The sequence below is a fragment of the Desulfuromonas soudanensis genome (genome assembly GCF_001278055.1).
Lineage (GTDB): Bacteria > Desulfobacterota > Desulfuromonadia > Desulfuromonadales > WTL > Deferrimonas > Deferrimonas soudanensis.
The window spans coordinates 1,746,765-1,773,620 of record NZ_CP010802.1; the positions used below are offsets into that span (position 1 = coordinate 1,746,765).

Consider the following 26,856-nt stretch of genomic DNA (forward strand, 5'->3'; position numbering starts at 1 on the left):
TCCATGTTTACCGAAGACCAACTCGAACAACTCTGTCTCGACTGGTTCCACGCCTGCGGCTACACCTACGCCTACGGCCCCAACATCGCCCCCGACGGTGACACCCCGGAGCGCAGCGACTACCTTCAAGTTGTTTTGACTGGTCGTCTGATCACCGCCCTACAAAAGATCAACCCGCACCTCCCCCTCGACACTCTCGAAGAAGCCGCCCTGACAGTCACCAAGCCCGAATCCCCGGTGCTTATCCACAACAACCGCGCCTTCCACAAGCTGCTCCTTGAAGGGGTTCCGGTCGAATACCGCGACGGCGACGAAATCAAAGCCGACCATGTGCAGCTGATCGACTTCCACAATGTCGAGAAGAACCAGTTTCTGGTCGTCAACCAGTTTACTGTGCAGGGGAGCAAGCAACTGCGCCGCCCCGATATCGTTGTCTTCATCAACGGCCTGCCGATCTCGGTGATCGAACTGAAAAACCCCGCCGATGCCAACGCCGATGTCTGGAGCGCCTACAACCAGCTGCAGACTTACAAGGACGAGATCGGCGATCTCTTCGTCTGCAACGCCGCCCTGGTCCTCTCCGACGGGCTGACGGCGCGGGTCGGTTCGTTGACCGCCAACAAGGAACGCTTTCTCCCCTGGCGCACCATCCGCAACGAAGACGACAAGCCGCTACTCGAATACGAGCTGGAGAAGGTCGTGAAAGGGTTTTTCGACCGCGAACTGCTCCTCGACTACCTGCGCTACTTCATCCTCTTCGAGCAGGACGACGGCAACACCATTAAGAAGATCGCCGGCTATCATCAGTTTCACGCCGTGCGCGAGGCGGTGCGGGTGACGCTGATCGCTTCGGCACCGACATCGAGAGAGGATATTTCCGACCAGCGCGCTACCTGGGGCAAAGAAGTGCAGCCCGGTTCGCGCAAGGCAGGGGTGGTGTGGCATACGCAGGGGTCGGGCAAGAGCATCACCATGTGCTGTTACGCCGGCAAGCTGCTGCAGCAGCCGGAGATGAACAATCCGACCATCGTCGTGGTAACCGACCGCAACGATCTCGACGGCCAGCTCTTTGCCACTTTCAGCAATGCAAAGGAGCTGCTGCGGCAAACACCGGTGCAGGCCGACAGTCGTGACGACTTGCGTGAGTTGCTGGAGTCGCGGCAATCAGGGGGCATAATCTTTACCACAGTGCAGAAATTCTCCCTGCTCGGCGACGAAGACGCCCATCCGGTCCTGAGCAATCGTTCCAACATCGTCGTTATCAGCGACGAGGCGCACCGCAGCCAGTACGGCTTCAAGGCCAAGCTCGACACCAAAACCGGCCAATACATCTACGGCTACGCCAAGCACATGCGCGACGCCATCCCAAACGCTTCGTTTATCGGCTTTACCGGCACGCCGATCTCCCTCGAAGACAAAGACACCCGGGCGGTGTTCGGCGATTACATTAGCATCTACGACATTCAGGATGCGGTGGAAGACGGCGCGACGGTGCCGATCTACTACGAATCCCGCCTGGCCAAGCTCGACATCAACAAGGCGGCGATCGAGGAGCTGAACGAAGACGTCGAAGAGGTCATCGAGGACGAGGAGGACGTCAGCCTGCGCGAACGCACCAAAAGCAAATGGGCGGCGCTGGAGAAACTGGTCGGGGCCGAACCACGTTTGCGGCAGGTTGCCGAGGATCTGGTGCGGCACTTCGAGGAGCGCACGGCGCTGGTCGAAGGGAAGGGGATGATCGTCGCCATGAGCCGGGAGATCTGCGTGCATCTTTACAACGAGATCATCAAGCTCCGGCCCGAGTGGCACGACGCCGACCCTGAGAAGGGGGCGATCAAGATCGTCATGACCGGCTCCGCTGCCGACCGGCCGCTGCTGCAGCCGCACATCCACAACAAGCAGACCAAGAAGCGGCTGGAGAAGCGCTTCAAGGATGCCAAGGACCCGCTCCAGCTGGTGATCGTGCGCGACATGTGGCTGACCGGTTTCGATTGCCCGAGTTGCCACACTATGTATGTCGACAAGCCGATGCGCGGTCACAATCTGATGCAGGCCATCGCCCGCGTCAACCGGGTCTTCAAGGACAAGCCGGGCGGGCTGGTGGTCGATTACATCGGTATCGCCAACGAACTGAAGCAGGCGCTGAAGATCTACGCCACCTCACAAGGGAAGGGGACGCCGACCCTCAAGGCCGAAGAGGCACTGGCGATCCTGCTGGAAAAAATCGACGTGGTGCGCGGCCTGTTTCACGGCTTCGACTACAGCGACTATAAGATCCGGGCCCATCAGATTCTGGTGCTGGCGGCCAACCATGTTCTCGGACTCAAGGATGGCAAAAAACGCTTCCTCGACGTGATGGCGGCGATTACCAAAGCCTTCTCGCTCTGCGGTACCCTCGACGAAGCCGCGCCGCTGCGTATGGAGATCGCCTTCTTCTCGGCAATCAAGGCCGCCATCGTCAAATACACCACCGTCGACAAAAAGCGCCTCGAAGAGGACAAAAACTCGGCCCTCAAACAGATTCTCGATAATGCCGTCATCGCCGAAGGGGTGGCCGACATCTTCGCCCTGGCCGGCCTCGACAAGCCGAACATCGCTCTGCTCTCCGACGAATTTCTCGACGACGTGCGCAACATGCCGCAGCGCAACCTGGCACTGGAACTTCTGGAGAAACTGCTGCGCGACGCCATCAAGGCGCGCACCCGCAACAACGTGGTGCTGGAGATGAAATTCGGCGACCGCCTGCTGGCGACCCTGGGCCGCTACCACGCCCGCGCCATCGAAACCGCCCAGGTGATCGAAGAGCTGATCCAGATGGCCAAGGACTTCCAGCAGGCCCTCAAACGCGACGAGGCTCTCGGCCTCAATCCCGACGAGGTGGCTTTCTACGACGCCCTGGCCAACAACGAAAGCGCCGTGCGCGAACTGGGCGACGAAATCCTCAAGCAGATCGCGGTGGAAATCACCGAGAAGCTGCGCAACAGCACTTCGGTCGACTGGCAGGTACGGGAGAGTGTGCGGGCTAAATTACGCAACCTTGTTCGCCGGACGCTACGGAAGTGGAAGTATCCGCCGGACAAGCAGGATGATGCGGTGGAGTTGGTCCTGAAGCAGGCAGAAGTTTTATGCGCGGGGTGGGCTTGAGATGACAAATTCGCCATATTTAAGTGACTTGAATAGGCTTGCGGATGTTATAGCTGCGATTCAGGTTATGGGAACTTACAAGTTTTACAAGCTCAATTTAAGGGTTGGGCTGACCGAATCAGTGGCTAGTCATCGAATGCGGACTACTGGAGAATCATTTTTGAGGAGCACCCAGAATTTTTCCGCCTGGACTCTGGAAAAATGAATGCTTCCCTAGTCTGGAGGCGTACACACCAGAAACTTTACGATGTTGATAAAGAAAAGAAACTTAGAATATAAAGAACGTTCCCTCGGACCATAAGATCACCCAATCCAAGCGCAAATTCCCAACCCCAAAGGCTTGTGGCATCTTGAGTGGAAAATTTGACATTTGGAACATGTCTTGTCAAAGGATAGAAACTGAACTTACGTGGTTGGTTCGCTGAGGTGTTAATGATCTTGAGTTTTTCTAAAGTATTTAATTTCAATCGAGGTTAAGCATGTTTGATAAAAATGATGATGATTGGCTTGCAATAAGAGAATTGTTTCTTAAAAAGAGGCGATATTTCCTGCTTTCATCTTTGGTTGTTTTGTTTGTAGAATTATCCCAGGTTAGGATTGAAAAAGTAAATATTTTTGGGAATGAGTTGATTATTGACAACCCAAATATGATCACATTTTGGCTTTGGGGAATGTTTTTTTATTTCGGTATAATGTATTTCTATTATTTTAAAATTGTAAAAAAATCATCAGAATTTGAATATTGTTATTCAGAGTATAAAAGAATTTTATTTAAAAACTTAGTTGATGAGTCATTTATTGCAAATCAAGAAACATTATGTAGGGACTATTTTAAAGCAGATCGAGGTACTAATTATATAATTGAAGATTCGAGAGTCATTAAGTCTGGTGGTAGAAAGATTGAAGTGCGATTTAAGCGAAACCTTGTGCTTTCGCAAGAACCTGGTCATGCGTTCCATCAAAATATTTACCCAGATGATTTGATAGTGGATGTTCCGATTATGTCACATCTTAAGTCTCTACTTATATCAAACATTAAAGCTTCCCTGCATACAAAATATTTTTTTGAGTCATACCTTCCATATGCTATGGGGTTGGTTGTGATAATAATTAAGTTTGTAAATATTTTCTCGCCTTATGGTGTCAAAATGATGCAACATCTGTAGGTTTTGTGGAACTTTAAAGTGGAGGTAGTTATGGCTAAGCATGACGATGATAATCGCTCAAACCAGCTTAATCCCAATAATGATGCTTACTATAGTTCTAGGGAAGGTTATGGTGATGATGACGATGGATATGATCATGTTGACAAATTTTCGGCAGGCTTAGTTCATAATCAATCGTCATTTGGTCTGGTGGATGAAAGTGGTGAAGATACTATAGAATTGCTGTATAGGACATACAACTGTAAGGTGTACTGCATTAATAGTGTTGGTGTGCTTAAGTGTTGCGTTATTGGAAGTGTTTGCAAGCAATCGCTGTTGAAATTGGTAGGATATTTTGAAAGTACTGGAATAAAATATTTGTCGATCGTGGATGATGGTGAAAAGATATTTGAAAAGAAGGCAAGTTATGTTTTAGAAAAATTTGTTGCCGAATCTGTTCTTAATGTAGTTTTGGCAGGCGAACAAATAAGAATACATAATAAAGCAATAGAAAAAGAAAAAGAGCACATTGATAGCATTATTTGCGATGTTATTTATGATGAAAGGAATAACAAGTTTATAAGATATGGGTCAGGTTTCGCTTCAATAGGTATTGATGGAAACCACCAAGCACATATTGATGTTTTCTCAGAGATAAGAAATTTAAATTTAGCACTTTTACCACATGGTTTGATTGATGATATTTTAATTGACGAGGATGGTATCAGGAAAAGGGTTGGTGTTAGCTTGAAATTTTGGAAGAGCATGGGTGAATTAGTCGATTTGCAGAATGGTGAAGCCATATCTATTTATCCATTCAGATTTGAAAGGTTTGAATCTATTGAAGATTTTCTTGGTATTGATAGTATCAATACCTAGGTTTATTACATTACCTCCGCAGATGAGATCTAGACGCTTACGGGTTTGGACTTCCTGACAATCTTTCCGAATGAAGTTGAGGGTGCCATTAAGAAGGATACCGCTGGCTCTCTTTGGCAAATATCCAGTGGAAATTTCATGGAGGCGTGGAAGGGGGCTTGGGGGTCGGACCAAGCTAACTAATTAATATGGAAAAGAAAACATCTTAATGGACGCCACCCCACCATTTAAAAAGGGTTCACCCCATCCGGGGCGGGCCCTTTTTATATTCCGGGGGCGGGAATCGAAGCGCAGCGAGCGCCAGTCAGTGGCTGCATCGCGGCCAGGGATGGCCGCGTCAGCGAGGGAAGGGGAGACAGCGGAAAAAAGTCCTCCGTCTCAGGCGACTTGACCCCTTCCCCCGGGTCGGGCGATAAAGGGGTAAGAGAAGATCCGGAGAGGCCATCCCGGATCCGGCAATCGAAAGAACGGGAGGAGGGATCATGAATATCGAAAAATTGGTCGACCCCATATTTCACCGCCAGAAATGCAACGCCTGCGGCTTTTACACCGTCTACCAGGCGATTCCCGCCGGTGACCGGGCGACGGACAGCTGCACCCACTGCGGCCACCAGGTGGAAATCGCCTGGCATCCAGAGATCAAGGGGGTCTTCAAGAACACCGAACGGCTCCTCAGGGACATGGAGGAGATCCTGCCGGAGCTCAAGGAGCTGAAGAATCCGGGGGATCATATTCTTCTGGACTAGCCTCGGCCTGATAATCCCTTGACCCGACGCGGAAATAACCCGCACCTTGCGCGTTAAGTAGCCTCTTTTCTTTGATACACTCTCCCCATGTGCGGACGCATCTCGACAGCCAACATTTCGCCAAGCACCCTGAAGGCACAGTTTCGCCTTGAGAGCATCCCGTCCTACCTCCAGAGCTACAACGTCGCACCAACCCTCCAGATACCAGCAATCAGACAGCAAGACAATACGCGCACACTAAGCTCACTCAGGTGGGGCCTCATTCCTCACTGGTCAGAAGATAAGGGCACAGGAGTATCAGCCTTCAATGCTCGCGTAGAAACCCTTACGCAAAAACCTTTCTTCCGAGATCCATTCAAATCCAAGAGATGCATCATCCCCGCAAGCGGCTTCTACGAATGGCACAAGCAGGGTGACAAGAAGCAGCCTTACTACATCTACAGGGCAGATAAGCAGCCTATCGCCTTTGCCGGCCTATGGGATGCCTGGATGGAGAAGGAGACAGGGGAGGCCATAGAGAGCTGCAGCATCATCACTGTCCCAGCTACACACCGGATGGCCGAGATCCATGACCGCATGCCTGCCGTTTTGGAGGCGGAGCTATTCGATACCTGGCTTGATCCTGAGTTCAAGGAGACTCACGTACTGCAGGACATCCTGAGGGCTCTTAAACCTGATGTGCTTGAGATGTATCCGGTATCGAGCTATGTGAGCAATTCAAGAAATGACGGTGAGAAGTGTATCGAGAGAGCTTAGGAAAGTGCAGGGGACGAAGTTTTAGCTGGAAATAGGTACACAAATCTCCTGAGTGAAATTACGACATGTGGCCGCGGAAGTTTGAATGGAATAGTGAACCTGTCGGAATTCCATCGAATTTTGAGTTGCACGCCACATAGCAGATGTTATAATCTCGGATAGTTTTAAATGGCCTTCGTATGCTCGACGGTTTCATATGCGCAAAGGCTCAGAAGATGAATACGACCGTTGTGAGGTTGAACCATGAAGAGACAACACGCTCTTGAACTGCTGAGCCGCAGCAAGCCGGTGCTGCAGGCCCGCTTCGGTGTAACCGGGCTGGCACTGTTCGGCTCGACCGCCCGCGACACGGCGACCAGCGGCAGCGATGTCGATGTGCTGGTGGCTTTCGATGGCCCTGCCAATTCCAAACGATATTTCGGCGTGCAATTCTATCTGGAGGATCTGCTCGGCTGTCCGGTCGATCTGGTCACCGAAAAGGCCCTGCGGCCGGAGTTGCGCCCCTATATTGAACAGGAGCGGGTCAATGTTTGAGATGGCCTCACGCGAAGACGTGAAGACGCGAAGGGATATCGAGGAAGTCGCCGCGATGGTGATCGATGCGGCGCTGCAACTGCACCGTGATCTGGGGCCGGGGTTGCTGGAATCGGTCTATGAGGCGGTTCTGTCCAAAATGCTTGAACAGCGTGGCCTGTCGGTCGAGAGGCAGAAGCCGGTTCCCATTCAGTATCAGGGTGTTTCACTCGACGAAGGTTTTAGGCTGGATTTGCTGGTTGATGGTCAGCTGATCGTTGAGCTGAAATCTGTTGAAAACATCCACCCTGTTCATCCCAAACAGCTTCTGACCTACCTGCGCCTGATGAATCTTCCCCTCGGGCTGCTCATCAACTTCGGCGCTCCGCTCCTGAAGGACGGTCTACAGCGCGTCGTCAACAAACACACTAACTTCGCGTCTTCGCGCCTTCGCGTGCATCAACAGGAGTCGCAGCCATGAAACCCGGCAGCGTCAAGATCGTTGACCGTGTCTCCGCCGTGGAGGCGATCAAGCGGTTGAACGAAGAGGATCTGCTCTTTCTCAACCGGCTGATCGTCGAGCGGCTCAAGCTCATCTCCCAGGCCCGCGCCACCACGCTGATGACCAGCTTCACCAGGGGCGACCGGGTCGGCTTCCAGGCCCCGGACGGCCGGATGCTGGAAGGCATGGTGCTGCGCCTCAACAAGAAGACCATCAGCGTCGCCACCGACGACGGCCACCAGTGGAACGTTGCGCCCGGCCTGCTGCGCCTGGTCCAATCAGCGGGAGATGTCCAATGGCCATGATCCGTCAACCCGAAAACTTTCCGGCAACGGTCAAGGAGGTGCGGCGGCAGCTGGCACTCTCCCAGGAGGAACTGGCCCACGCCCTCGGGGTGAGCTTCGCCACGGTCAACCGCTGGGAGAACGGCAAGACCATTCCTTCGAAGCTGGCTCAGCGGCAGTTCGAGCAGTTCTGTAAAGATAATGTCAAGAAGGGAAACCTCGTTCTGAATGAGGCTAATAAATGCCCTGTGGTTCTGGGCGAGGATGCGCCGGGCGCGAACGACGACGCCCGTTGAACGGTGAGAAGATGAGCGCCTACCAGCCGCCCTACAACATCACCCCCGAGATCCTGAACCGGGCCGCCGGGATCAGCGAGGCCATCGGGCGGCTGACAGTGCTCACCGACAAGGTCAGGGCGCTGCGGCTGCGGCGTATCAACCGCGTCCGCACCATTCACGGCTCGCTAGCCATCGAGGGCAATACCCTGAGCGAATCGCAAATTACCGCGATTCTCGACGGCAAGCGGGTGATCGCTCCGCCCCGCGAGGTGCAGGAGGTGAAAAACGCCCTGGCCGCCTACGACTATTTCGATAGTTGGAAACCCGAGGCGGAGAAGGATCTGCTGGAGGCGCACCGTATTTTGATGTCCGGCCTGTTTGCCGACATCCCGGTGGAAAGCCTGATCTTCGAGCACCAGGCCGAGTACTACCAGGCCTTGCAGGAGAGCACCCGCCAGACCGATTCGGCACCCTTCATCGCCTTCATGCTGCGAATGATCCTGGATACCGTGACCACCTCCGCCCCCCAAGTCAGCCCTCAAGTCACCCCCCAAGTCAGTGAACTGTTGGCAGTTTTCCAAGGTGAGATGAGCCGCGAGGCGTTGCAAGCCGCCTTGGGCCTTTCGGACCGCAAATCCTTCCGCGAACGCTACCTCAAACCTGCCCTGGCCGACGGTCTGATTGAGATGACCTTCCCCGACAAGCCCAACAGCCGCCTGCAGCAATATCGCCTGACCGACAAGGGCCGCCAGCTATGAAGGCTAAAGAATTCGACCGCAAATTCGACGAAGGCAAGGAATTGTCGACCAGCTCGACCTTGCAAAAGCAAGGCGGCCGGAGCAGGAGCAAAAGCGGGTCAATGTCGATTTCCCGCTGTGGATGATCCACCAACTCGATAAGGAGGCCAAACGCCTCGGCGTTCCGCGCCCGTCAATTATCAAGGTCTGGGTTGCCGAACGCCTCAAACAAGCTTCCTGAATCGACCGCAGTTGCGAGGACAAAAGCCCCAAGGGGACATTAAGCAATGTCCCCGGTCCGGGTTTGGGGGATGATCCCCTCCTGAACGGCGCGCTCGCGTCCCTCGGGGGACAGATGAAACCTTCGGCCGAGCAGACCGCCCCGCTCGATCATTCCCTGATTTTCCAGGGAGGCGAGGGCCTCTTCGACCGCCGGCCGGTCGAAATGAAGAGCGTCGGCCAGGCTTGCCGGCGAGAGTCCCTTCACCCCGGCGAGGGCCAGTTGCTGAAAGAGGATCGCCTCGAAACCCTTCAGGCGATCACTTCTCCCCATCGGCTTTTCTTCGGGCTCCTTTTCCGCCTTCGTCCCACCTTCCCGCCTTGCCATCCTGGTGATCCGATCCAGCCACCGATGCATCGCCGGACTGTTGCCGATCAACAGGAACAGCATCAGAAAGAGCAGGAACAGGGTCGACAGGGATAAATCCGAGAGCGGGGTCATCGCCTTCTCCTTCCGTGGCTGCCGTTCTTTTTCCAGTCTATCAGACCTGTCTCCCGGTGCCGTTTCACCTTGTCGCCTTCCCACCCTATCGGAGCCCCCATGTACATAATTGAAATCTTCACTAAAAAGCGCCGGTTCTCGGCCGTCTACAAAGCGGTCTGGCCCCTCATCAGCTCCGGAATCGTTTACCCTCCCGAGACCGAGAACGAACCGGAACAGAAACTGGTCTATTTCGGCGCGCTCTCCTACGGCACCGTCTATCAGTCGGCGCTGGCCGCCGGCATGACCACCAGTGCCGCCCATTACATGGCGCGCATGCTGCTGCGCAACCTCAAGTTCGATGACTGGATGACCGAGGCGATCATTGCCATCTTCGCCCCCTCCGACGAGGAGGAACAGGCCTACGCTGCCGCCTTCCTTGCCACTATCGCCTCCCTGATCGAGATGATCCGCGCCCGGGGGGAGGGCATCGAGGCCGCCGATGTCGCATCCGTTATGCTCGAGCTCTCGCGCTTTTATCGCAAGGTGGATTTCACGCCCGCGTAACGCACGGCTATGGATTCGGCCCCCTGACAGTTGAGAGCCCCCGGCGGAAGATTCCGCCGGGGGCTCCTTTTGCTTGCGTCGAAGGCACCGGTCGGCGACCCTCCTGAAACGAAACCCTATCCGGCGAGTTTGAGCAATTCATCTTCGATGAGCCCCTTGAAGAGCGGCACCTTGTAGCCGTTGTGAGCCAGCGGCCGCGCCTCGGCCATGGCCGCCTCGGCGGCGGCCCGGGCGCTCCTGGAATCGAGCGTCCTTCCCCGGAGGGCTTCTTCGGCCATTTTCGAGCGCCAGGGGACCGGCGCGGCGCCGGAGAGGACCACCCGGCTGTCACTGACGATGTCGCCGTTTATCTGCAGGGCCAGGGCGACGCCGGCGACGGCGAAGTCCCAGGACTGGCGGGCGCGCACCTTGCGGTAGGAGCTGCGCCTACCGGATTGGGGGGGCGGAAGGAGAACGGCGGTGACGATCTCCCCCTCTTCGAGAAACGTCTCGCGGTGGGGATCCTTCTGCGGGGGGACGTGGAAATTCTCCACGGCCACCGTTCGCTTTCCGCCGGGGCCAGCGATCTCCACCCGGGCATCGAGGGCGAGGAGGGCTGCGGCCGGATCGGAGGGGTGAACGATGTAGCATTGGCTGCCGCCGAGGAGGCAGTGGAACTGGTTCTGGCCGGCGACGGCGTAGCATTTGGGGCCCCCCTTGCGCAGGCAGTCGAACTCGCCGCGGTAGTACCAGCAGCGCGGTTTCTGGCAGAGGTTGCCGCCGAGCGTCCCCTGGTTGCGCAGTTGCGGCGAGGCCACAGAGGCGGCGGCCTGCACCAGGCCGGGATAATTTTTATCCAGGTCGCCGTTTGCCGCCAGGGCGGTGATCGTCGTCAGGGCGCCGAGGCGCCGGCCGCCGTCGCTCGTGGAGCCGATCCCGGAAAGCTCGGTGAGGGCGGTCAGGCTGATGAGTTTTTCGGCGGTAAGGACGCCGTCATGGAGGCAGCCGAGCAGGTCGGTGCCGCCGGAGTGGAGGAGGGCGCCGGGGGACTGCAGCTCGCGGATCGCCTCCTTGAGGGTATCGGGCCGGAAATAATTGAAGTTCGGCAGCATGGCTCAGGCCTCCTTTTGCGCGGCGGAAAGGGCCCTCATGACCTGCAGGGGGTTGAGGGGGCTCTCGGTGATCCGCACCCCGGTGGCGTGGTAGACGGCGTTGGCGATCGCCCCGGCGGTGGGGATGGTCACCGGCTCGCCGAGCCCCTTGGCGCCGGCGCTGTTGGCTTCGGCGTCGGGCATCTCGACCGGCTCAGAGATCATCTGCAGCGGCACGTCGAGAGCCGTCGGCAGCTTGTAGTCGTGCCAGTTCTTGTTGAGGACCTTGCCGGTCTGGCCGACGTCGAACTGGCGGAACTCGGTCATCCCCAGGCCGATCCCCATGACGATGCCGCCGAAGACCTGGTTGTCGAAGGTCAGGCGGTTCATCACCCGGCCGCTTTCGTTGGTACCGACAAAGCGCAGCACCCGCACCTCGCCGGTGCGGGTGTTGACCTCGACTTCGCAGAACTGGGCGGCAAAGGGGTTCACCGATTTGCCGTCGGGATTGGGTCCGCGATGGCCGATGCCGACCGCCAGACCGCGTTTCTTGAGGCGGGAGACGGCAGTGGTTCCGATCTCCTTGCCGGAGGCCTTCGAGACGATGCGGCTCCCCTCGAAGCGCAGGTCCTCGACGGGCTCGCCGAGGTCCTCCGCCGCCCACTGCAGGAGTTGGCGCTTGAGCTCGACGGCGGCCGCCCGCACCGTCGGCGCCTCGGTCGGGACGGTCTTGCTGCCGCCGCTGGGGGTGGCGTAGGAGGTGGTGCCGGTGTCGGCGTTCTCGATCTGGATCAACTCCGGCCTGATTCCCAGCTCCTCGGCGGCCACCATGGCCATGATCGTCTTGGTGCCGGTGCCGATATCCGAGGCCCCCATGTTGAGGTTGACGCTGCCGTCGGCAAAGAGCTTGAGGATTACCGTTGAGGGGGGACCGCCGCCGCCGACGTACCAGACGCAGCTCCCCATGCCGACGCCGCGCTTGAGATGACTCCCGGCGCTCTCCTCCTCGGCCTTTTTGCGCGCCTTCGACCAGTCGAAGATCTTCGCTCCCGAGCGGATGCACGCCTCGAGCCCGGTACTGGTGTAGGGGACGCCGCCGCGCCCCTGGCTGACCGTCGGAATGTTCTTCAGACGCAGTTCCACCGGATCCATGGATATCGCCTCGGCGAGTTCGTCCATCATCTGCTCGAGAGCCCAGGAACACTGGGGATGGCCGGGAGCGCGGAAGGGGCGGGCGGGGCCGCCGTGGATGAAGAGGTCGGTCGTCTCGCAGGCGACGTTGGGGCAGAGGTAGAGATCGCGCACCAGCCAGTCGAGGAGGGCGGTGCCGCCGGCAGGGAAGGCGCCGCCTGTGCCGATCCCGGTGAACTCGAGGGCCGTGAGGGTGCCGTCCTTTTTGACCCCGCCCTTGATCGTCATCTGCGCCGGCGGTCGATTCCCCACCGCCAGGAACGTCTCCTCGCGGCTTAAAAAGAGTTTGACCGGCCGGGCGGCCTTTTTCGCGAGCAGCGCGGCGATGATGGTGTACTTCCCCGGGGTGAGCTTGCTTCCGAAGCCGCCGCCGAGGTAGGAACCGATGACCCGCACCCGCGACAGGGGGAGGCCGAGGGTGGCGGCGACCTTGCTCTGCACGGCGAAGACCCCCTGAGTCGACTCCCAGATCGTCAGGCTCTCACCGTCCCAGTTGGCGAGGCAGCCGTGGAGCTCCAGCGGCGTGTGGAGCTCGGCGGCGGTGCTGTAGGACCGCTTTCGGACTGCATCGGCGGCGGCAAACCCCTTCTCCATATCGCCGCGGGAATAGGTGTCGTGCTTGGCCCGGTTCCCCTGGTCGTGGACCTTTTCGGCCTTGTCGGCGGCCGCCTCGTCCAGCGTCACCACAAAGGGGAGGACGTCGTAGGTGACGACGATGGCGGTGGCGGCGTCTCTGGCCTGCTGTGGGGTGTCGGCGGCGACGGCGGCCACCGTCTCTCCTTCGAAACGGCAATGGGGATCGAAGAGGCGCTTCTCGTACCCCCTGGACCACTCCCAGCGCACCTGCGCCTCCGGGGAGGCGTCGGTGAGAACGGCCCGCACCCCCGGCAGCCTCTCGGCGGCGGCGGTGTCGACGCTCCTGACCCGGCAATGGGGGTAAGGAGAGCGAACGATGGCGCCGTAGAGCATCTGCGGCAGCGCCAGATCGGAGGGGTAGAGGGCGGTGCCGCTGACCCGCTCGTAGCCGTCGACCCGGCTCCTGCGGGTGCCGACGATGGTGGTTTTGTCCCAGGGGGCGGGGTCGCTCCCCGCCGGCGGGGTTTCGGGGACGGGGATGTCCCGGGTGTAATAGAGGTCCTTCTGCTCTTCGGCCATGATCGGTCTCCGTGAAAAAGGATAGTTTCGAACCGGGGATTATCCTCTCTTCGCTTCGGCCGCCTGCTGCACGGCGGCGAAGATATGGGTATAGGCGCCGCAGCGGCAGAGGTTGCCGCTCATACCCTGGGCGATCTCCTCTGGCGTCGGGTCGGGATTGGCCCGCAGCAGCCCTTCGGCCGCCAGGATCTGCCCGGGGGTGCAGTAGCCGCACTGAAAGGCGTCCGTCTCTAAAAAAGCCTGCTGGGTGGCGCCGAGCTCCTCCCCCCTCATCAGCCCTTCGAGGGTGGTGATCTCCTTCCCCTGCGCCTCCAGCGCCAGGGTCATGCAGGCGTAGCGCGGTTCGTCGTCGATGAGGACGGTACAGGCGCCGCATTCTCCCCGCTCGCAGCCGACCTTCACGGCGGTGAGGCCGAGCCGGTCGCGCAGCACGTGGAGGAGGCTCCACCGCGGTTCGACGAGGAGGCGCTGCTTGCGGCCGTTGATGCTGAGGACGATTTTGGTCATCTCCTCGCCGGTGATTGCGACGGCTCCGGCTGGCGCAGCAACGGCGACTTTCCCTGAGACCGCCACCGCCGCCGCACCGACCCCCAGGGTCGTGAGAAAACCGCGGCGGGAGACCCCTTGGCGGCACGGGCATTCGTCGTCGTGATGATCCTTGGTCATGATTCCTCCTTCCCGGATTGGGCGATCTGGCACAAGACTGACCCTGCTATTGAAGCAGAGATAACCGGCGACGCAATGGACGGTGGCAATTTTCCCGGAGTGCGGGGCGTCTCCTCCTCCTTTTACTTTTGTCCTCCGTAAACTTTTTGAAAATTCTTGCAAACGGGCGGTCATTTTGCGACTATTAGCGCCAACGCATTTTAATCTGTTTATTTCATTCACAGGAGGGTCGATTCATGCAGAAACGTTTATGGGTTGCCGGATTGGTGGTTCTGTTGCTGGGTCTGACGGGGTGTGCCGCCAACATCACGGCGAAGATCAAGGGGAATCCTGAACTGAAGAAGGTCGCGGTTGTCTCCCTGGCGATCAGCGACTGGGGGGGGTCGGTCGATTCCGGCAGCGTCGGCGGCACCTCCGTCCGCGATCTGATGCGGGGGAGCACGGTGAAGATGCTGACCTTTACCGAGAAGACCCTGGCCGAACACTGGCAGGTGAGAAAGGCGGAAACTTTTGTCGCCGAGGCCGGTTACCGCAAGGCGGCCGAAGATATCCAGGTGTCCGTCTATTCGCCGATCTTAAAGAAAAAGGAGATGCCGCTTTTCGGTGCCGCCTTCAAAAAAGGGGATATCACAGCGGAAAAAGCCCGTGAGCTCTGCAAGACCCTCAAAGTCGACGCCGTTGTCCTGGTCTTCTCCGAGTGGACCCAGGCAACCGGCGGCATCGTCCCGACGACCCGGGCGAAGACGAAAAACGTCGTCTCCTTCTGGGACAAGAACGGGGAGAAGATTTTCTACCGCCGCATCGACATGCAGGGGAGTACGGTTCTGGGAGCCTTTGGAATCAAGGCAGTCACCGCCGGGACCATCAACCAATGGACCGACAGTTACGAGGTCTCGCTCAACAATATGTTCAAGTCGCTCTGATCCGCCTTTCCGCAACGAAAAAAGACCGCCAGGCGCAAAGCCTGGCGGTCTTTTTTCGTTTCAGGGCCGGAAGAGGCTCTTCAGCGCGCCTGTTCGAGCATGTAACTCACCGTCGCCCGCACCTCGGCGTCGCTGAGAGACGGATCACCGCCCCGGGGGGGCATGGCGCCTTCCCCCTTGATGGCCGCCTCGACGACGTGATCGATCCCTTCCTCAATATGCGGGGCCCAGGCGGTCTTGTCCCCGAGCTTGGGGGCCCCGGCGACACCGGTGTCGTGGCAGACGGCGCAGGTCTTCTCGTAGATCGCCTTGCCGGTGGCCAGGGTCTCCGCCGACGGCGCAGCCATCGCCTTCATTCCCTGGTTGCCGCCCATCATTCCCAGATGTTCTTTTTTTTCGTCGGAAGCAAGCGCCCCGGTTGCCGTCAGGGTCAGTGCCGCGGCCGCGACGATCCACAGCGTCATTCTTTTCATGTCCATCTCCTGTTTTTCGTTGGGGTGGAAAACCGAAACGAAAGTATAGCAGAAAATTCCCCCTCCACAATGATCCTCGCCCCGGTTATTGGGGACCCTGGAGGACGATGGCGGCCCGGAAATCCCTCAGGACCTTGACAACCCGACGGCGGTTTTCGTCTCCCATGCGCAGCAGGATCTTCTGTCCGGCGGACAGGGCCTCGAAGGACGGGTCGGCGTAGATGACGCGGCGTATGCGGGGTTCGAGGAGGAGGGGTGCGGCGGGGTCCGGGGTGGCCAGGAGGTGGTCGATGACCTCCACCAGGCGGTCGTTGAAGTAGCGCCGCGAATACCCCATCTCTTCGTAGGCCTGCTGAAAGAGGGGGTAGAGGCGGCGGTAGAGGGAGGCGAGGGTTTCGGCGGGGATGGCCTCGGCCAGAGCCACGTAGGGAGCGTAGCGAGCGGCGTTGGCCGGAGCGATCGTCAACCCCTCGGCGGTGGTGAGGGTCAAAAAGGTCCCTTCCGGCGCCTTCAGGGGGAGGTGCTGGAGGGGGATTGTGCGCTGCGGAAGGGTGTCGACGATCAACACCAGGCGGGGGATGAAATCCCGCGGGATCAGGAGCCCCAGGAGTTTGGGGGTCTCGATGTTCCGGGCCAGGAGTTCCTGCAGGTAGGGATCGCTTTCGGCCAGGGAGGGGAGGGGGGGCTCGACGATGTCCGGCAGGGGGAGGGGATGGAGGATCGCCGGCTCGGCCCGTCTCTCGGGTACCGGTTGGACCTGCACCAGGGGCGGAAGGGGCTCGGGCGGGGGCTGCGGCCAGCGGAAGAAGATCGCCGCCGCGATGATGCACAGGGCCAGCAGGATCATGCTCAGGGTCGACGGCTTCATGGTCTTTTCCTTCCCCTTGGAGAGTTGCAGCAGACGGTACAGGCTTAATAATAGGGGACGCAAGGGGCTCCGTCCAGTCCCTGTTATAATAGATGTATCCGAACCAGCCGTGAGGGCTGTCCGGGACGAATGGTCACTCTTGCCGGGAGAAAGATCATGAAACAAAAGGGAATCGTGTGGACGCTGCTCCTCCTGGTCCTGGTTTGGGGGACGGCGGTGGAGGCGCAGAATCTCGGGGCCCTGGCGGTACCGGAGCGCCAGGCGATGTCCGATACCCTGCAGTATGCCCTGGAAAACAACCCCAGCAACCAGGGAGCCGACTGGGTCAACCCCGACACCGGGCGCTCCGGGGCGGTGGTGCCGACCCGGACCTTTTCCGGTCCGGACGGCGAGCCGTGCCGGGAATTTATCAGCACCATCATCATCGCCGGCCGGGAAGAGCAGGGGTACGGAAGGGCCTGCCGTCAGCCGGACGGCACCTGGCAGATCGTCTCCGACTCCGGCGGCGGGGCGCTGAGCCCCCCGCCGCCGGCCCGGGTCTACGTCTACACGCCGCCGGAGCGCTACTATTACTACCCCTCGGGGTTTTACGCGCCCTACAACATCTTTTTGAGTTTCGGTCTCGTCTACCGCCACGGCCACCTCTATCCGGGAAGCTACTATCTTGACGGCTGGCAGTTCCGCACCCGCTATCCCCACCATTTTCGCAGCCGGATTTACCGCTCGCCGCTCCGCCACGACGACTGGTGGCGGGGGCGCGGGGATTATCGCGGGCGGGATCGTCACGATTTCCGCGACGACCGCCGGCGCGACGACCGTCGGGACCGGGGCCGAGATTGGGACAGGGACAGGGACAGGGACAGGGGGCATCGATGACGACCCGGTTGATCGCCTGGAAAAACGCTAAGGAAGGTTTTTGCCACCGAGGTGCCACGGATACGGTCTTGGCGTCTTGACGGCAGAACAAAATGGTCGTGAGCTTTTTTCCCCAGGGTCTTGATGAAAGCGAGGCTGCAACCGTCCCCCCATTGCAATGAAAAGGAGGCGCCGATGACTGATCTTTCCACCACCTATATGGGCCTGCATCTCTCCAACCCGATCGTGGTCGCCAGCAGCGGCCTGACCACCAACCTCAAGGGTGTGAAGAAATGCGCCGAGGCCGGAGCCGGGGCCATCGTCCTCAAGTCGCTCTTCGAGGAACAGATCGCCGCCGAAACAAGGGCTCTGGGACGCTATGCCGATTTCGTGGATCACGGCGAAGCCGCCGAATATCTGGCCAGCTACGGCATGGCGCTCGGTCCCCGGGATTATCTGCGCCTGGTGAGGGAGGCCAAACAGGAGGTGGAGGTCCCGATTATCGCCAGTCTCAACTGCGTCACCGACGGTCGCTGGGGGGACTACGCCCGGCAGCTGGAAGGAGCCGGAGCCGACGCCATCGAACTCAATGTCGCCCTGATGCCCACCGACCCGCACCAGGAGGGAGCGGAGGTCGAAGAGATCTATTTCCGCATTCTCCATGAGGTCAAGAGCCGGGTCGGTGTGCCTGTGGCCCTCAAGATCGGTCCCCACTTCACCGCACTGGCCCGGGTGGCCGAACGCCTGACCCGCGACCGGGTGGAGGGGGCCGATTTTTCCGTCGGCTGGTGCGGCGGCGCCACGGGCGGGGGTCGGGTCGTCTGGCGGGGCGCCGATGCCCTGGTCCTTTTCAACCGCTTTTTGCGCCTCGATATCGATCTAGAGACCCTGAAACTTGTCGCCGGCAATCCCTACAGCTCCCCGGAGGAGAGCCACACCACCCTGCGCTGGATCTCCCTGCTGGCCGGGAGGATCGACGGCGATCTCGCCGCCGCCACCGGGATTCACGACGGCTTGGACATCGCCCGGCAGATCCTCGCCGGCGCGACGACGGTTCAGGTCTGCTCCACCCTCTATCTCCACGGATTTGGACAGATCGGCCGGATGCGCGGCGAGCTGGAGGAGTGGATGGACGGTCACGGCTTTGCCGCCCTCGGCGATTTTCGCGGGCGCCTCAGCCAGGCCCGGAGCGAGCGGCCGCACAGCTACGAACGCCTGCAGTACCTCAAGCTCTTCGGCGGCGGCGGATAGAATTTCCGTTTTCGGCGTGCAACAACAAAAAACCCCCGGCCGCTGGTCGCGTCGGGGGTTTTTTTGTTGGCAGAGCGAAGAGGGCGGTCAGCCCCCGTTGGCCAGGGCTTCTTCTTCGGGGAGATCCTGTTCGCCGAATACCTGGGCGCTGAAGATGTAGATCTCGGCATCCTCGGCCCGCCAGGCTTCGGTGGGGAGTCCGGCCTTGACGCAGGTCTGGTTGAGAAAGGTCTCGCGGTCCCAGCCGTGTTCGGTTGCCACCTGGGGGAGGAGGACGCCGCGGTAGTACCCCTTCTCGAGATAAATGCCGTGGCGGCCGACCTCGATCTCGCCGATGTCCTCGATCTTGTGCAGAGGCGAGAGGACGGAGATTTCCAGGGAAATTTCGCCGAGATCCTCTTCCTTGAGCGGGTAGAAGCGCGGATCCTTGGTCGCCGAGGCGACGGCCATCTCGGAGACCTCCCGGAACAGGGGGAGTTCGGAGGAGAAGTTGCCGATGCAGCCGCGCAGACGTCCCTGTTCCTTGATGGTGACAAAGCACCCGTTGCGCCTGTTGAGCGCCTTTTCTTCCCGGGGTTCGATGTAGGGCTGCTGGCTGCAGACCCAGCTGTCGATGGCCGTGCGGGCGATGGCAAGGAGTACGGCTTTTTCCCTGGCGTTCAACTCTTTGTCCACGAAGCCTCCTGGAGGGATCTTTCTGACTTGGAATTCGGGCCCTGCGGCCGCGCACAATATAGTCGAATTCGCCATATTTTTCAAGAGATTTGCATTAAAAATCGTCAGACGGGGACGGTGCGGTTTTCGGCCGCGATGCCGGCGATGACGCAGCGGATCCCTCCCTCCTTGAGCCCCGGCTTGAAACAGCCGTTGCAGGAGATGCAGGTGGAGCGGTAGCCTTCGTCCTCCAGCCAGCGCCGCGGCAGGTCGGGCTCGCGAATCAGCGGCCGAGAGAGCGCGAAGAGGTCGGCACACCCCTCCCAGAGAAGCTCCCGGGTGGCGGAGTAGGAGCGGAAACCGCCGACCACCATGACCGGGATCTGCAGGGACTGGGTGAAGGCGCGGGCGAAGGGGGCGTTGTACCCCTCCTGTTCCTCGCTGTCGATCCCCTGGCGTACCGGGGAGAGCTTGCCGGAAGCGGCGGTGCCGGAGCTGATCTCGATGGCGTCGATGCCGAGGGCCTCGATGCGCCGGGCGGCCTCCAGGGCCTCCTCGACAGTAAAGCCTTCGGGGAGGTTGTCGCTGGCGGTGAGTTTGATGGTCACCGGATAGGCGGGTCCTACGGCCTGGCGCACCGCGCTGCAGACCTCGCAGAGAAAGCGCAGCCGATTGTCGAGGGAGCCGCCGTACTCGTCCTGGCGCCGGTTGGTGAGGGGGGAAAGGAACTGGTTGATGAGGTAGCCGTGGGCGCCGTGGAGCTGCACCCCGTCGAATCCCGCTTCCTGGGCGCGGCGGGCTCCGGCGGCAAAGGCGGCGACGACTTCGGCGATCTCGGCGACGGTCATCGCCCGCGGCATCCCGGGGTAGGCGGGGAAGGAGACGGCCGATGGGGCGATGGGCGTGGTGCCGATGGTCGCTGCCGACGACTGTCCGCCGGCATGCACCAGCTGGCAGAAGATCATCCCCCCCTCCTGATGGACGGCATGGGTCAGGCTCTGCAGTGCCGGGAGGAGAGCGTCGGTGTCGATCCCCATCTTGCCGGGGAGCTGCTTGCCGTCCCGGCGGACGAAGGTGTAGCCGGTTATGATCAGGCCGATACCGCCGCGCACCAGGGCGCGATAGAAATCCTCGAGACGGGGTCCGGGAGCGCCGCTTTCGTCGCACATCCCTTCCCAGGTGGCGCTGCGCACCAGGCGGTTGGGGAGGGTAATCTTGCCGTTGATGTCGACGGTGTCGGTCAGAGAGCGGGCCATGAGGTGCCTCCTTTGCGGATCGGTTGAACTCTTTTCATAGCACGGCTGGCCGACAAATGCCAGTTTGGTGGAAGGGAGAAGGGAGAAGGGAGAAGGGAGAAGAAAAACCGTCCGCATTGGTCACCGGTAGGGTAGGTGAGGACACGGACGGTTTTTCCGTTGGCGGCGTTGGAGCCGAATTACTGATTGACGGCCAGGTGGGGGATGGCGCCGTGAATGAGGATGCTCCGGTTGTTCTCGGTGGTCCACAGCGCTTCGCAGTTGCCGCATTCCTGAAGGTTTTTGGCGAATCCGTCCGAATGGGTGTCGATCTCAACACGGGTTTTGCTTTTGCATACGGGGCATTCCATTTTTGTTCTCCTCTTTATGTGTTTGATATGGTTTTATTTTACATAACTGATGAGGATTATACGCGCGCCGCCTTGCGAATGCAAGGGGTAGTATGGAAAAAATTTCGTAAAAACAGTATCTTAGGCCAGTTTTTGTTTTATTCTGTATACCGATTGTTTATGTTTTGAAAAGGAGGGAGGAGGCGTAAGGGTAAACAGATCAGCAACACATTGATATAACAAGAGAAAACAGGATGTAAACCGTTATTATGAAACGTGGATGTATTTTTGCGGGGCAGTTCATGGCGGGGATCGGCGGGGAGCAACGGCCGGAAATGTCAAAGGAAAGGCGGGCGAGTTGTTCTGGCCAATTTCCGTTGTGGGGGTGAAAAAAAGGGCCCCGGTCTCCCGGGGCCCTGGTCTGTCAGGCGCTGTTACTTGCTTTTCTTCTCGTGCTTCTTGCGCTCGTTGGCGTCGAGGTAGCGTTTGCGCAGCCGGATCGATTTGGGGGTGACTTCGACCAGTTCGTCATCGGCGATATACTCGAGGGCCTGCTCCAGGGAGAGGATGGTCGGCGGCGAACACTTCGTCGAATCGTCGGTTCCCGAGGAGCGGACGTTGGTCAACTTCTTGCCGCGGCAGGCGTTGACCACCAGGTCGTTGTCCTTGGCGTGCTGGCCGACAATCATCCCCTCATAGACGGGGGTGCCGGCACTGAGGAAGAGGATGCCGCGATCCTGGAGGTTGAAGAGGGAGTAGCCGACCGTCTCGCCGCTGTCGACGGAGATCAGGACGCCGTTCTTCCGCCCGGCGATGGGGCCCTTGTAGGGGGAGTACTCGTGGAAGGTGTGGTTCATGACGCCGGTGCCCCGGGTGTCGGTGAGGAATTCGGTGCGGAAACCGATGAGCCCCCGGGCCGGGATGACGAACTCGAGGCGGTTGACGCCGTTCATCGGCTGCATGGAGACCATCTCGGCCTTGCGGGTGCCGAGTTTCTCGATGACCGTCCCCTGGTATTCCTCGGGGACGTCGATCACCAGATATTCCATCGGCTCGCAACGGACGCCGTCGATCTCCTGGAAGATGACCTCGGGTTTCGAGACGGAGAGTTCGAAGCCTTCGCGGCGCATGTTCTCGATGAGAATCGACAGGTGCAGTTCGCCGCGCCCGGAGACCTTGAAGGTATCGGTATTGTCCGTGTCCTCGACGCGCAGGGAGACGTTGGTCCGCAGCTCCTTGGTCAGGCGGTCGCGGATGTTGCGGGAGGTGACGTACTTCCCTTCCTTGCCTGCGAAGGGGGAGTCGCTGACCATGAAGTTCATCGAAAGGGTCGGCTGGTCGATGGCGAGGTAGGGGAGGGCCACCGGCTCGGTGGCGCTGGCCAGGGTCTCGCCGATGCTGACGGTCTCGAAGCCGGCGATGCTGACGATGTCGCCGGCGACCGAGTCGGGGATTTCGATCTGGGCCAATCCTTCGTAGCCGAGGAGTTTGCTGATGCGCCCCCGGGTGATCTTGCCATCCTTGTCGATGTGGGCGATGGTTTCGCCGGCCTTGACGCGGCCGTTGGCGATGCGTCCGGTGGCGATGCGGCCGAGGTAGTCGTTGTAGGCGATACTGGAAACGAGCATCTGGAAGGGGGCATCGGGGTTGGCCACGGGGGGCGCCACGCGTTCGGCGATCATCTCGAAGAGCGGCTCGAGGTCATTCGATTCGTCGGCGAGGTGGCGCTTGGCGTAACCGCTCTTGGCGCTGGCGTAGACGATGGGGAAGTCGAGCTGCCCTTCGTCGGTGGTGAGTTCGCAGAAGAGGTCGAAGACCATGTTCACCACTTCTTCGGCACGGGCGCCGGGGCGGTCGATCTTGTTGATGACCACGATCGGCTTGATGCCGAGGTCAAGGGACTTCTTGAGAACGAAGCGGGTCTGGGGCATGGGGCCGTCGAAGGCGTCGACGAGGAGGAGCACCGAGTCGACCATCTTCAGAACCCGCTCCACCTCGCCGCCGAAGTCGGCGTGACCGGGGGTGTCGACGATGTTGATCTTCAGCCCTCCGTGGTGAATGGAGAGGTTTTTGGAGAGGATGGTGATCCCCCGTTCCTTCTCGAGGTCGTTGCTGTCCATCACCCGCTCGGTGATGGCCTGATTGTCACGGAAGACTCCGGATTGTCTGAGCATAGCGTCGACGAGGGTGGTCTTGCCGTGGTCGACGTGGGCGATAATGGCGATGTTACGAATGTTTGCTGACATGGCTCTGTCTACTGCTCCTTCTCTGGGTCGCTAATCGGTGGGTGGCGGCAGGCCACCTGTAAAACCTCACAATCCTATACTAAAGTCATAAAAATAACCAGAAAAATATCGTCGCCACGGGAGGTCCTGCGGATCGGGTGTTGCGACGCCGAGAAAATCATTCTAGGATAGGTGACGTCCGACCTGCAACTGGTCGAGAGGCCGAGGTTGGGAAAAGGAGATAAATCATGCATCCGTTGACTGTCCTGCAAAGAACCCTGTCGGTGCTGGCCGCTGTTGCACTCCTCGGGGGGTGCGCGCTCAATCCGGCGACCGGCCGCCAGGAACTGGCTCTGATTACCGTCTCTCCCGCTGAAGAAATCGCTCTGGGGGAAAAGACTTTTCCCCAGGCGTTGCAGCAGATGGGAGGGGAGTATCCCGACCCGGACCTCAATGCCTATGTCAACGCCGTCGGCGTGCGCCTCGGCCGTCTCAGCGGCCGCCCCGATCTCCCCTACCGCGTCCGGGTCGTCAACGATTCCTCCCCCAATGCCTTCGCCCTCCCGGGAGGCTTTATCGCCGTCAGTCGCGGACTCCTGGTCAATCTCGACAACGAGGCCCAGCTCGCCGCGGTCCTCGGCCACGAGGTGGGGCACGTCGACGCCCGCCACGCCGTGCAGGGGATGCAGCGCGACACCCTCTTCGGAGCGGGGCTGGCGGTTCTTTCCGGGGTCACCGGCCAGGCGTCCTACGGCCCGCTGGCCCGCCAGGCCGGGGAGATGGCGACGGCCCTTCTCGATCGCTCCTACAGCCGCGAGCAGGAACGGGAATCGGACCGCCTCGGCATCGACACCATGGTCAGGGCCGGATACGATCCCGCCGGGGCGGTGCAGCTGCAGGAGTTCTTTTACCGCAAGGTCGAAAAGGGGGCCGAACCGGACTGGCTCGGCGGCATGTTCCGCACGCACCCCTTCTCCCGGGATCGGCTCGACGCCAACCGCAGTTATATCGCCGCCACCTATCCCCAGGCCCTCGGCAACTCCGGATACCGCCTCGGCGCCGAGGAGTTGCAGGCGGCGACCGCCGGAATCCGCGAGGCGCAGAAGGGATATGCTCTTTATGATCAGGCGCAAGCCCTGGAAAAACAGGGGGACGCGGGACGGGCCATCGCCACCTATCTGCAGGCCGCCTCCGTGGCTCCCGATCAGGGGCTGATTCTCACCGCGCTGGGGATGGCCTATCTGCGCGCCGACGACCTCGCCTCGGCCCGCCGCCACCTCGCTCAAGCGGTGCATCTCGACGGCAATTACTATGCGTCACGTCTCGGTCTCGGCTATGTCTACCTGCAGCAGGAAAAGGGGGCGGCGGCGGTGAAGGAGTTCGAGGCGAGCATGGCGCTCCTGCCGACCCTGCAGGGGGGGTACCTGCTGGCCGAAGGGTATGAGAAGACCGGCAAGCCCGCCAAGGCCGCGGAGCTTTACCGCGCCGTCGCCGAGGCCGACGGCGGCGGCAAGCTCGGCCGGGCCGCCGGCGAGCGGCTGCGCATTCTCGAGGGGCGCTGATGGACTGGACCACCCTGCTGCAGCCGGGAGAACGCCTTGTCTGGGAGGGGCGGCCGGCGCCGCGCTGCTACACCATGCGCAACTGGCGCCACGCCCTCTTCGGCGTCATCCTCCTGGTTCCGACCCTCTACTGGCAGGTCGTCGCTCTGCAACTCGCCGCCGTCTACCACCTGCCGCTGATCCCCTGGATCCCCCTGCCGTTTCTCCTGGCCGCCCTCTATCTTGCCCTCGGGCAGCTCTTTGTCGCCCGTCTCGAATGGGAAAACGTTTTCTACGCCGTCACCGACCGGCGCATCCTGGCTCAGCGCGGCTTTTTGCGTGTCCGGCACCTGGTCCTTGACCTCGATGCCGTCGGCTCCTTTGTCCTCAAACCCTACGGCGAAGAGCTCGCTTCGTTGCGCATTGTCGCCGTCGATTCTTCGACGACCCTGGTCCTCTCCTGCATCGAATACCCCCGCCTGGTCACCCGCCACCTCGAGGCGGCGATGGCCGCAACGGGGCGTCTGGCCGGTCAGGAGCCCCCTTCCTCCGCCGGTGAAACCGGTTGACTTTCTCCCCCCCCATTGATTAACCTTGATGACTTCGCAATAACCGGGAAAGAAGGAAAGACGGGTAAGAAAAAGGATTCAACGCCGAGTCGCAGAGGACCAAGGAGAGCGCAGAGAGATCATTTTTGACAGAAGGTCGATCCTGCAGGCACTTCTCTCCATCTCAGCGACTCTGCGTTGATGCATTTTATCATTGTAAGGTTCGCCGGATTTTTCAGATAAAGGATTTCCCCTTGGCAGCAGAAAAGACTTTCTATCTCGAGACCTTCGGGTGTCAGATGAACGTGGTCGATTCGGAACGGATCGTCGACTCCCTGAAGCAGATCGGCTACCGGCAGGTATCTCTGGTCGAAGACGCCGGACTGATCCTCCTCAATACCTGCTCGGTGCGCGACAAGGCCGAGCGCAAGGTCTACGGCCATCTCGGCAGCTTCAAACCCCTCAAGGCCGACAACCCGGCCCTGATCATTGGCGTCGGCGGCTGCGTCGCCCAGCAGGAGGGGGAGCGGCTCCTCGAGAAGCTCCCCTTTCTCGACCTTGTTTTCGGCACCCACAACGTCCACAAGCTCCCCGAGATGGTCCAGGCGGTGGAGAAGAACCGGGTCCGCTGCCTGGAGACCGATTTCCTCGATCGGGAGACCCGTCTCGCCCTCTTCCCCCGCCGCACGGAAGGGGATATGGTGAGCCGCTTCGTGACGGTGATGCAGGGGTGCGACAACTTCTGTTCCTACTGCGTCGTCCCCCATGTGCGCGGCCGGGAAATCAGCCGTCCCAGCGCCGAGATTCTCGCCGAGATCGAGGAACTCTCCGCCGGAGGGGTCCGTGAAGTCACCCTCATCGGCCAGAACGTCAACTCCTACGGCGCCAGAATCGAGGGGGAACTCTCCTTTGCCGCCCTCCTCGCCGCCGTCCAGGCCATCGACGGCATCGAGCGGATCCGTTTCACCACCTCCCACCCCCGCGATCTCTCCGGGGAGCTTATCGCCGCCTTCGCTACCCTCGACAAGCTCTGCCTGCATATCCACCTCCCGGTACAGTGCGGCTCCGACCGGGTGCTGAAACTGATGAACCGCGGCTACACCCGCGCCGGGTATCTCGACCGTGTGCGCCGCCTCAAGGAAGTCGCCCCGGAGATCCGCCTCACCTCGGATATCATCGTCGGCTTTCCCGGAGAAACCGAAGAGGATTTTGCCGCCACCCTCGACCTGGTGGCCGAGGTGCGTTACGCCGACGTCTTCACCTTCCTCTATTCTCCCCGTCCCGGCACCGCTGCCGCAGAACTTTCCGACGATCTCCCCGCGGCCGTCCGCCAGGAGCGCTTCGACCGCCTCCTGGCCCTGCAGGAGTCCATCGGCCGCCAGGTCTGGGCCGCCGATGTCGGGGCTGTTCTGCCGGTCCTCGTCGAGGGAGAGAGCCGTCAGGGAGAAGGACAGATCTTCGGCCGCACCACCTGGAACCGCATCGTCAACTTCCCGGGGAGCCCGGAACTCATCGGCAGGACCGTGCCGGTCCGCATCCTTCGGTCGAACAAAAACACCCAGCTCGGCGAGATTGTCATCTAGCTCGGGACCACTGGATC

The 26,856-nt window shown here is 60.0% G+C and carries 27 protein-coding genes and 1 pseudogene; 18 read left to right on the forward strand and 10 right to left on the reverse strand.

Annotated elements, in window-relative coordinates:
• Positions 1-3 precede the first annotated feature (3 nt).
• From DSOUD_RS07835 to brnA, 11 genes and pseudogenes are all read left to right on the forward strand, one after another.
• Positions 4-3,144 (forward strand): type I restriction endonuclease subunit R, encoded by a 3,141-nt coding sequence (locus tag DSOUD_RS07835; RefSeq protein WP_053550490.1) that lies wholly within the window; start codon positions 4-6, stop codon positions 3,142-3,144.
• 479 nt (positions 3,145-3,623) lie between these two features.
• The gene (locus DSOUD_RS18415) at positions 3,624-4,310 is read left to right on the forward strand and encodes a hypothetical protein (RefSeq protein ID WP_157671803.1); all 687 of its coding nucleotides are present in this window, start codon (positions 3,624-3,626) and stop codon (positions 4,308-4,310) included.
• Between the two features lie 30 nt (positions 4,311-4,340).
• The gene (locus tag DSOUD_RS17810) at positions 4,341-5,168 is read left to right on the forward strand and encodes a hypothetical protein (RefSeq protein ID WP_082351143.1); all 828 of its coding nucleotides are present in this window, start codon (positions 4,341-4,343) and stop codon (positions 5,166-5,168) included.
• A 482-nt stretch (positions 5,169-5,650) separates the two neighbouring features.
• Positions 5,651-5,914 (forward strand): hypothetical protein, encoded by a 264-nt coding sequence (locus DSOUD_RS07840; RefSeq protein WP_053550491.1) that lies wholly within the window; start codon positions 5,651-5,653, stop codon positions 5,912-5,914.
• A gap of 87 nt (positions 5,915-6,001) precedes the next feature.
• The gene (locus DSOUD_RS07845) at positions 6,002-6,670 is read left to right on the forward strand and encodes an SOS response-associated peptidase (protein WP_053550492.1); all 669 of its coding nucleotides are present in this window, start codon (positions 6,002-6,004) and stop codon (positions 6,668-6,670) included.
• Between the two features lie 243 nt (positions 6,671-6,913).
• A complete protein-coding gene (locus DSOUD_RS07850) occupies positions 6,914-7,204 on the forward strand; it encodes a nucleotidyltransferase family protein (RefSeq protein WP_053550493.1) in 291 nt (96 codons plus the stop codon).
• The gene (locus DSOUD_RS07855; protein ID WP_232426521.1) at positions 7,197-7,664 is read left to right on the forward strand and encodes a GxxExxY protein; all 468 of its coding nucleotides are present in this window, start codon (positions 7,197-7,199) and stop codon (positions 7,662-7,664) included. Before DSOUD_RS07850 ends, DSOUD_RS07855 begins: the two co-directional genes overlap by 8 nt.
• A complete protein-coding gene (locus DSOUD_RS07860) occupies positions 7,661-7,990 on the forward strand; it encodes a hypothetical protein (RefSeq protein WP_053550494.1) in 330 nt (109 codons plus the stop codon). The genes DSOUD_RS07855 and DSOUD_RS07860 overlap by 4 nt, the downstream gene beginning before the upstream one ends.
• Entirely contained in the window at positions 7,981-8,265 is a 285-nt protein-coding gene (locus DSOUD_RS07865) for a helix-turn-helix domain-containing protein (protein WP_198300384.1), read from the forward strand. The genes DSOUD_RS07860 and DSOUD_RS07865 overlap by 10 nt, the downstream gene beginning before the upstream one ends.
• Positions 8,266-8,276: 11 nt before the next feature.
• Positions 8,277-9,005: a Fic family protein gene (locus tag DSOUD_RS07870; protein WP_053552333.1), complete on the forward strand. Its 729-nt coding sequence runs from the start codon at positions 8,277-8,279 to the stop codon at positions 9,003-9,005.
• A pseudogene (gene brnA / locus DSOUD_RS19155) lies at positions 9,002-9,225 on the forward strand (type II toxin-antitoxin system BrnA family antitoxin). Before DSOUD_RS07870 ends, brnA begins: the two are co-directional and overlap by 4 nt.
• A 39-nt stretch (positions 9,226-9,264) precedes the next feature.
• Here the strand turns inward: brnA and DSOUD_RS07880 are convergent.
• On the reverse strand, positions 9,265-9,705 hold the full coding sequence (locus DSOUD_RS07880) for a helix-turn-helix domain-containing protein (RefSeq protein ID WP_053550495.1): 441 nt from the start codon (positions 9,703-9,705) through the stop codon (positions 9,265-9,267).
• Positions 9,706-9,804: 99 nt separating this feature from the next.
• Here DSOUD_RS07880 and DSOUD_RS07885 point away from each other — a divergent pair, with 99 nt between their 5' ends.
• Positions 9,805-10,251, forward strand: a complete 447-nt coding sequence (locus DSOUD_RS07885; RefSeq protein WP_053550496.1) for a hypothetical protein — start codon at positions 9,805-9,807, stop codon at positions 10,249-10,251.
• A 116-nt stretch (positions 10,252-10,367) separates the two neighbouring features.
• On the opposite strand, the gene DSOUD_RS07890 is transcribed toward DSOUD_RS07885, so the two are convergent.
• The 3 genes from DSOUD_RS07890 to DSOUD_RS07900 are packed head-to-tail and all read right to left on the reverse strand — an operon-like array spanning position 10,368 to position 14,333.
• On the reverse strand, positions 10,368-11,342 hold the full coding sequence (locus DSOUD_RS07890) for an FAD binding domain-containing protein (protein ID WP_053550497.1): 975 nt from the start codon (positions 11,340-11,342) through the stop codon (positions 10,368-10,370).
• Between the two features lie 3 nt (positions 11,343-11,345).
• Positions 11,346-13,667 carry a xanthine dehydrogenase family protein molybdopterin-binding subunit gene (locus DSOUD_RS07895; RefSeq protein WP_053550498.1) on the reverse strand — a complete coding sequence of 774 codons (2,322 nt, stop codon included), beginning with the start codon at positions 13,665-13,667 and terminating at the stop codon, positions 11,346-11,348.
• Positions 13,668-13,706: 39 nt separating this feature from the next.
• Positions 13,707-14,333: a (2Fe-2S)-binding protein gene (locus tag DSOUD_RS07900; RefSeq protein WP_082351144.1), complete on the reverse strand. Its 627-nt coding sequence runs from the start codon at positions 14,331-14,333 to the stop codon at positions 13,707-13,709.
• Positions 14,334-14,569: 236 nt separating this feature from the next.
• Between DSOUD_RS07900 and DSOUD_RS07905 the strand changes: the two genes are divergently transcribed.
• Entirely contained in the window at positions 14,570-15,256 is a 687-nt protein-coding gene (locus tag DSOUD_RS07905) for a hypothetical protein (protein ID WP_053550499.1), read from the forward strand.
• Between the two features lie 80 nt (positions 15,257-15,336).
• On the opposite strand, the gene DSOUD_RS07910 is transcribed toward DSOUD_RS07905, so the two are convergent.
• Complete coding sequence (locus DSOUD_RS07910) at positions 15,337-15,729, reverse strand: c-type cytochrome (RefSeq protein ID WP_053550500.1); 393 nt, start codon at positions 15,727-15,729, stop codon at positions 15,337-15,339.
• Between the two features lie 85 nt (positions 15,730-15,814).
• Positions 15,815-16,597: a DUF3014 domain-containing protein gene (locus DSOUD_RS07915; RefSeq protein ID WP_053550501.1), complete on the reverse strand. Its 783-nt coding sequence runs from the start codon at positions 16,595-16,597 to the stop codon at positions 15,815-15,817.
• A 156-nt stretch (positions 16,598-16,753) separates the two neighbouring features.
• On the opposite strand from DSOUD_RS07915, the gene DSOUD_RS07920 reads away from it, so the two are divergent.
• Both DSOUD_RS07920 and DSOUD_RS07925 read left to right on the forward strand, forming a co-directional pair.
• On the forward strand, positions 16,754-17,473 hold the full coding sequence (locus tag DSOUD_RS07920; RefSeq protein ID WP_053550502.1) for an RT0821/Lpp0805 family surface protein: 720 nt from the start codon (positions 16,754-16,756) through the stop codon (positions 17,471-17,473).
• Between the two features lie 174 nt (positions 17,474-17,647).
• Positions 17,648-18,703: a dihydroorotate dehydrogenase-like protein gene (locus tag DSOUD_RS07925; RefSeq protein WP_053550503.1), complete on the forward strand. Its 1,056-nt coding sequence runs from the start codon at positions 17,648-17,650 to the stop codon at positions 18,701-18,703.
• Positions 18,704-18,790: 87 nt separating this feature from the next.
• Here the strand turns inward: DSOUD_RS07925 and amrA are convergent, their stop codons facing one another.
• The 4 genes from amrA to typA form a co-directional block, all read right to left on the reverse strand.
• Positions 18,791-19,378, reverse strand: coding sequence for an AmmeMemoRadiSam system protein A (amrA, locus tag DSOUD_RS07930; RefSeq protein WP_053550504.1), 588 nt, complete (start codon positions 19,376-19,378; stop codon positions 18,791-18,793).
• 104 nt (positions 19,379-19,482) lie between these two features.
• On the reverse strand, positions 19,483-20,613 hold the full coding sequence (locus tag DSOUD_RS07935; protein WP_053550505.1) for an NADH:flavin oxidoreductase: 1,131 nt from the start codon (positions 20,611-20,613) through the stop codon (positions 19,483-19,485).
• Positions 20,614-20,792: 179 nt separating this feature from the next.
• Entirely contained in the window at positions 20,793-20,963 is a 171-nt protein-coding gene (locus tag DSOUD_RS18420) for a hypothetical protein (RefSeq protein ID WP_157671804.1), read from the reverse strand.
• A gap of 413 nt (positions 20,964-21,376) precedes the next feature.
• Entirely contained in the window at positions 21,377-23,188 is a 1,812-nt protein-coding gene (typA, locus tag DSOUD_RS07940; RefSeq protein ID WP_053550506.1) for a translational GTPase TypA, read from the reverse strand.
• 227 nt (positions 23,189-23,415) lie between these two features.
• Between typA and DSOUD_RS07945 the strand changes: the two genes are divergently transcribed.
• The 3 genes from DSOUD_RS07945 to miaB all read left to right on the forward strand — a co-directional run bounded on the left by DSOUD_RS07945 (position 23,416) and on the right by miaB (position 26,839).
• Entirely contained in the window at positions 23,416-24,729 is a 1,314-nt protein-coding gene (locus tag DSOUD_RS07945; RefSeq protein WP_053550507.1) for a M48 family metalloprotease, read from the forward strand.
• Entirely contained in the window at positions 24,729-25,277 is a 549-nt protein-coding gene (locus DSOUD_RS07950; RefSeq protein ID WP_053550508.1) for a hypothetical protein, read from the forward strand. The genes DSOUD_RS07945 and DSOUD_RS07950 overlap by 1 nt, the downstream gene beginning before the upstream one ends.
• Before the next feature lie 233 nt (positions 25,278-25,510).
• On the forward strand, positions 25,511-26,839 hold the full coding sequence (gene miaB, locus DSOUD_RS07955) for a tRNA (N6-isopentenyl adenosine(37)-C2)-methylthiotransferase MiaB (RefSeq protein WP_096335433.1): 1,329 nt from the start codon (positions 25,511-25,513) through the stop codon (positions 26,837-26,839).
• Positions 26,840-26,856: the final 17 nt, after the last annotated feature.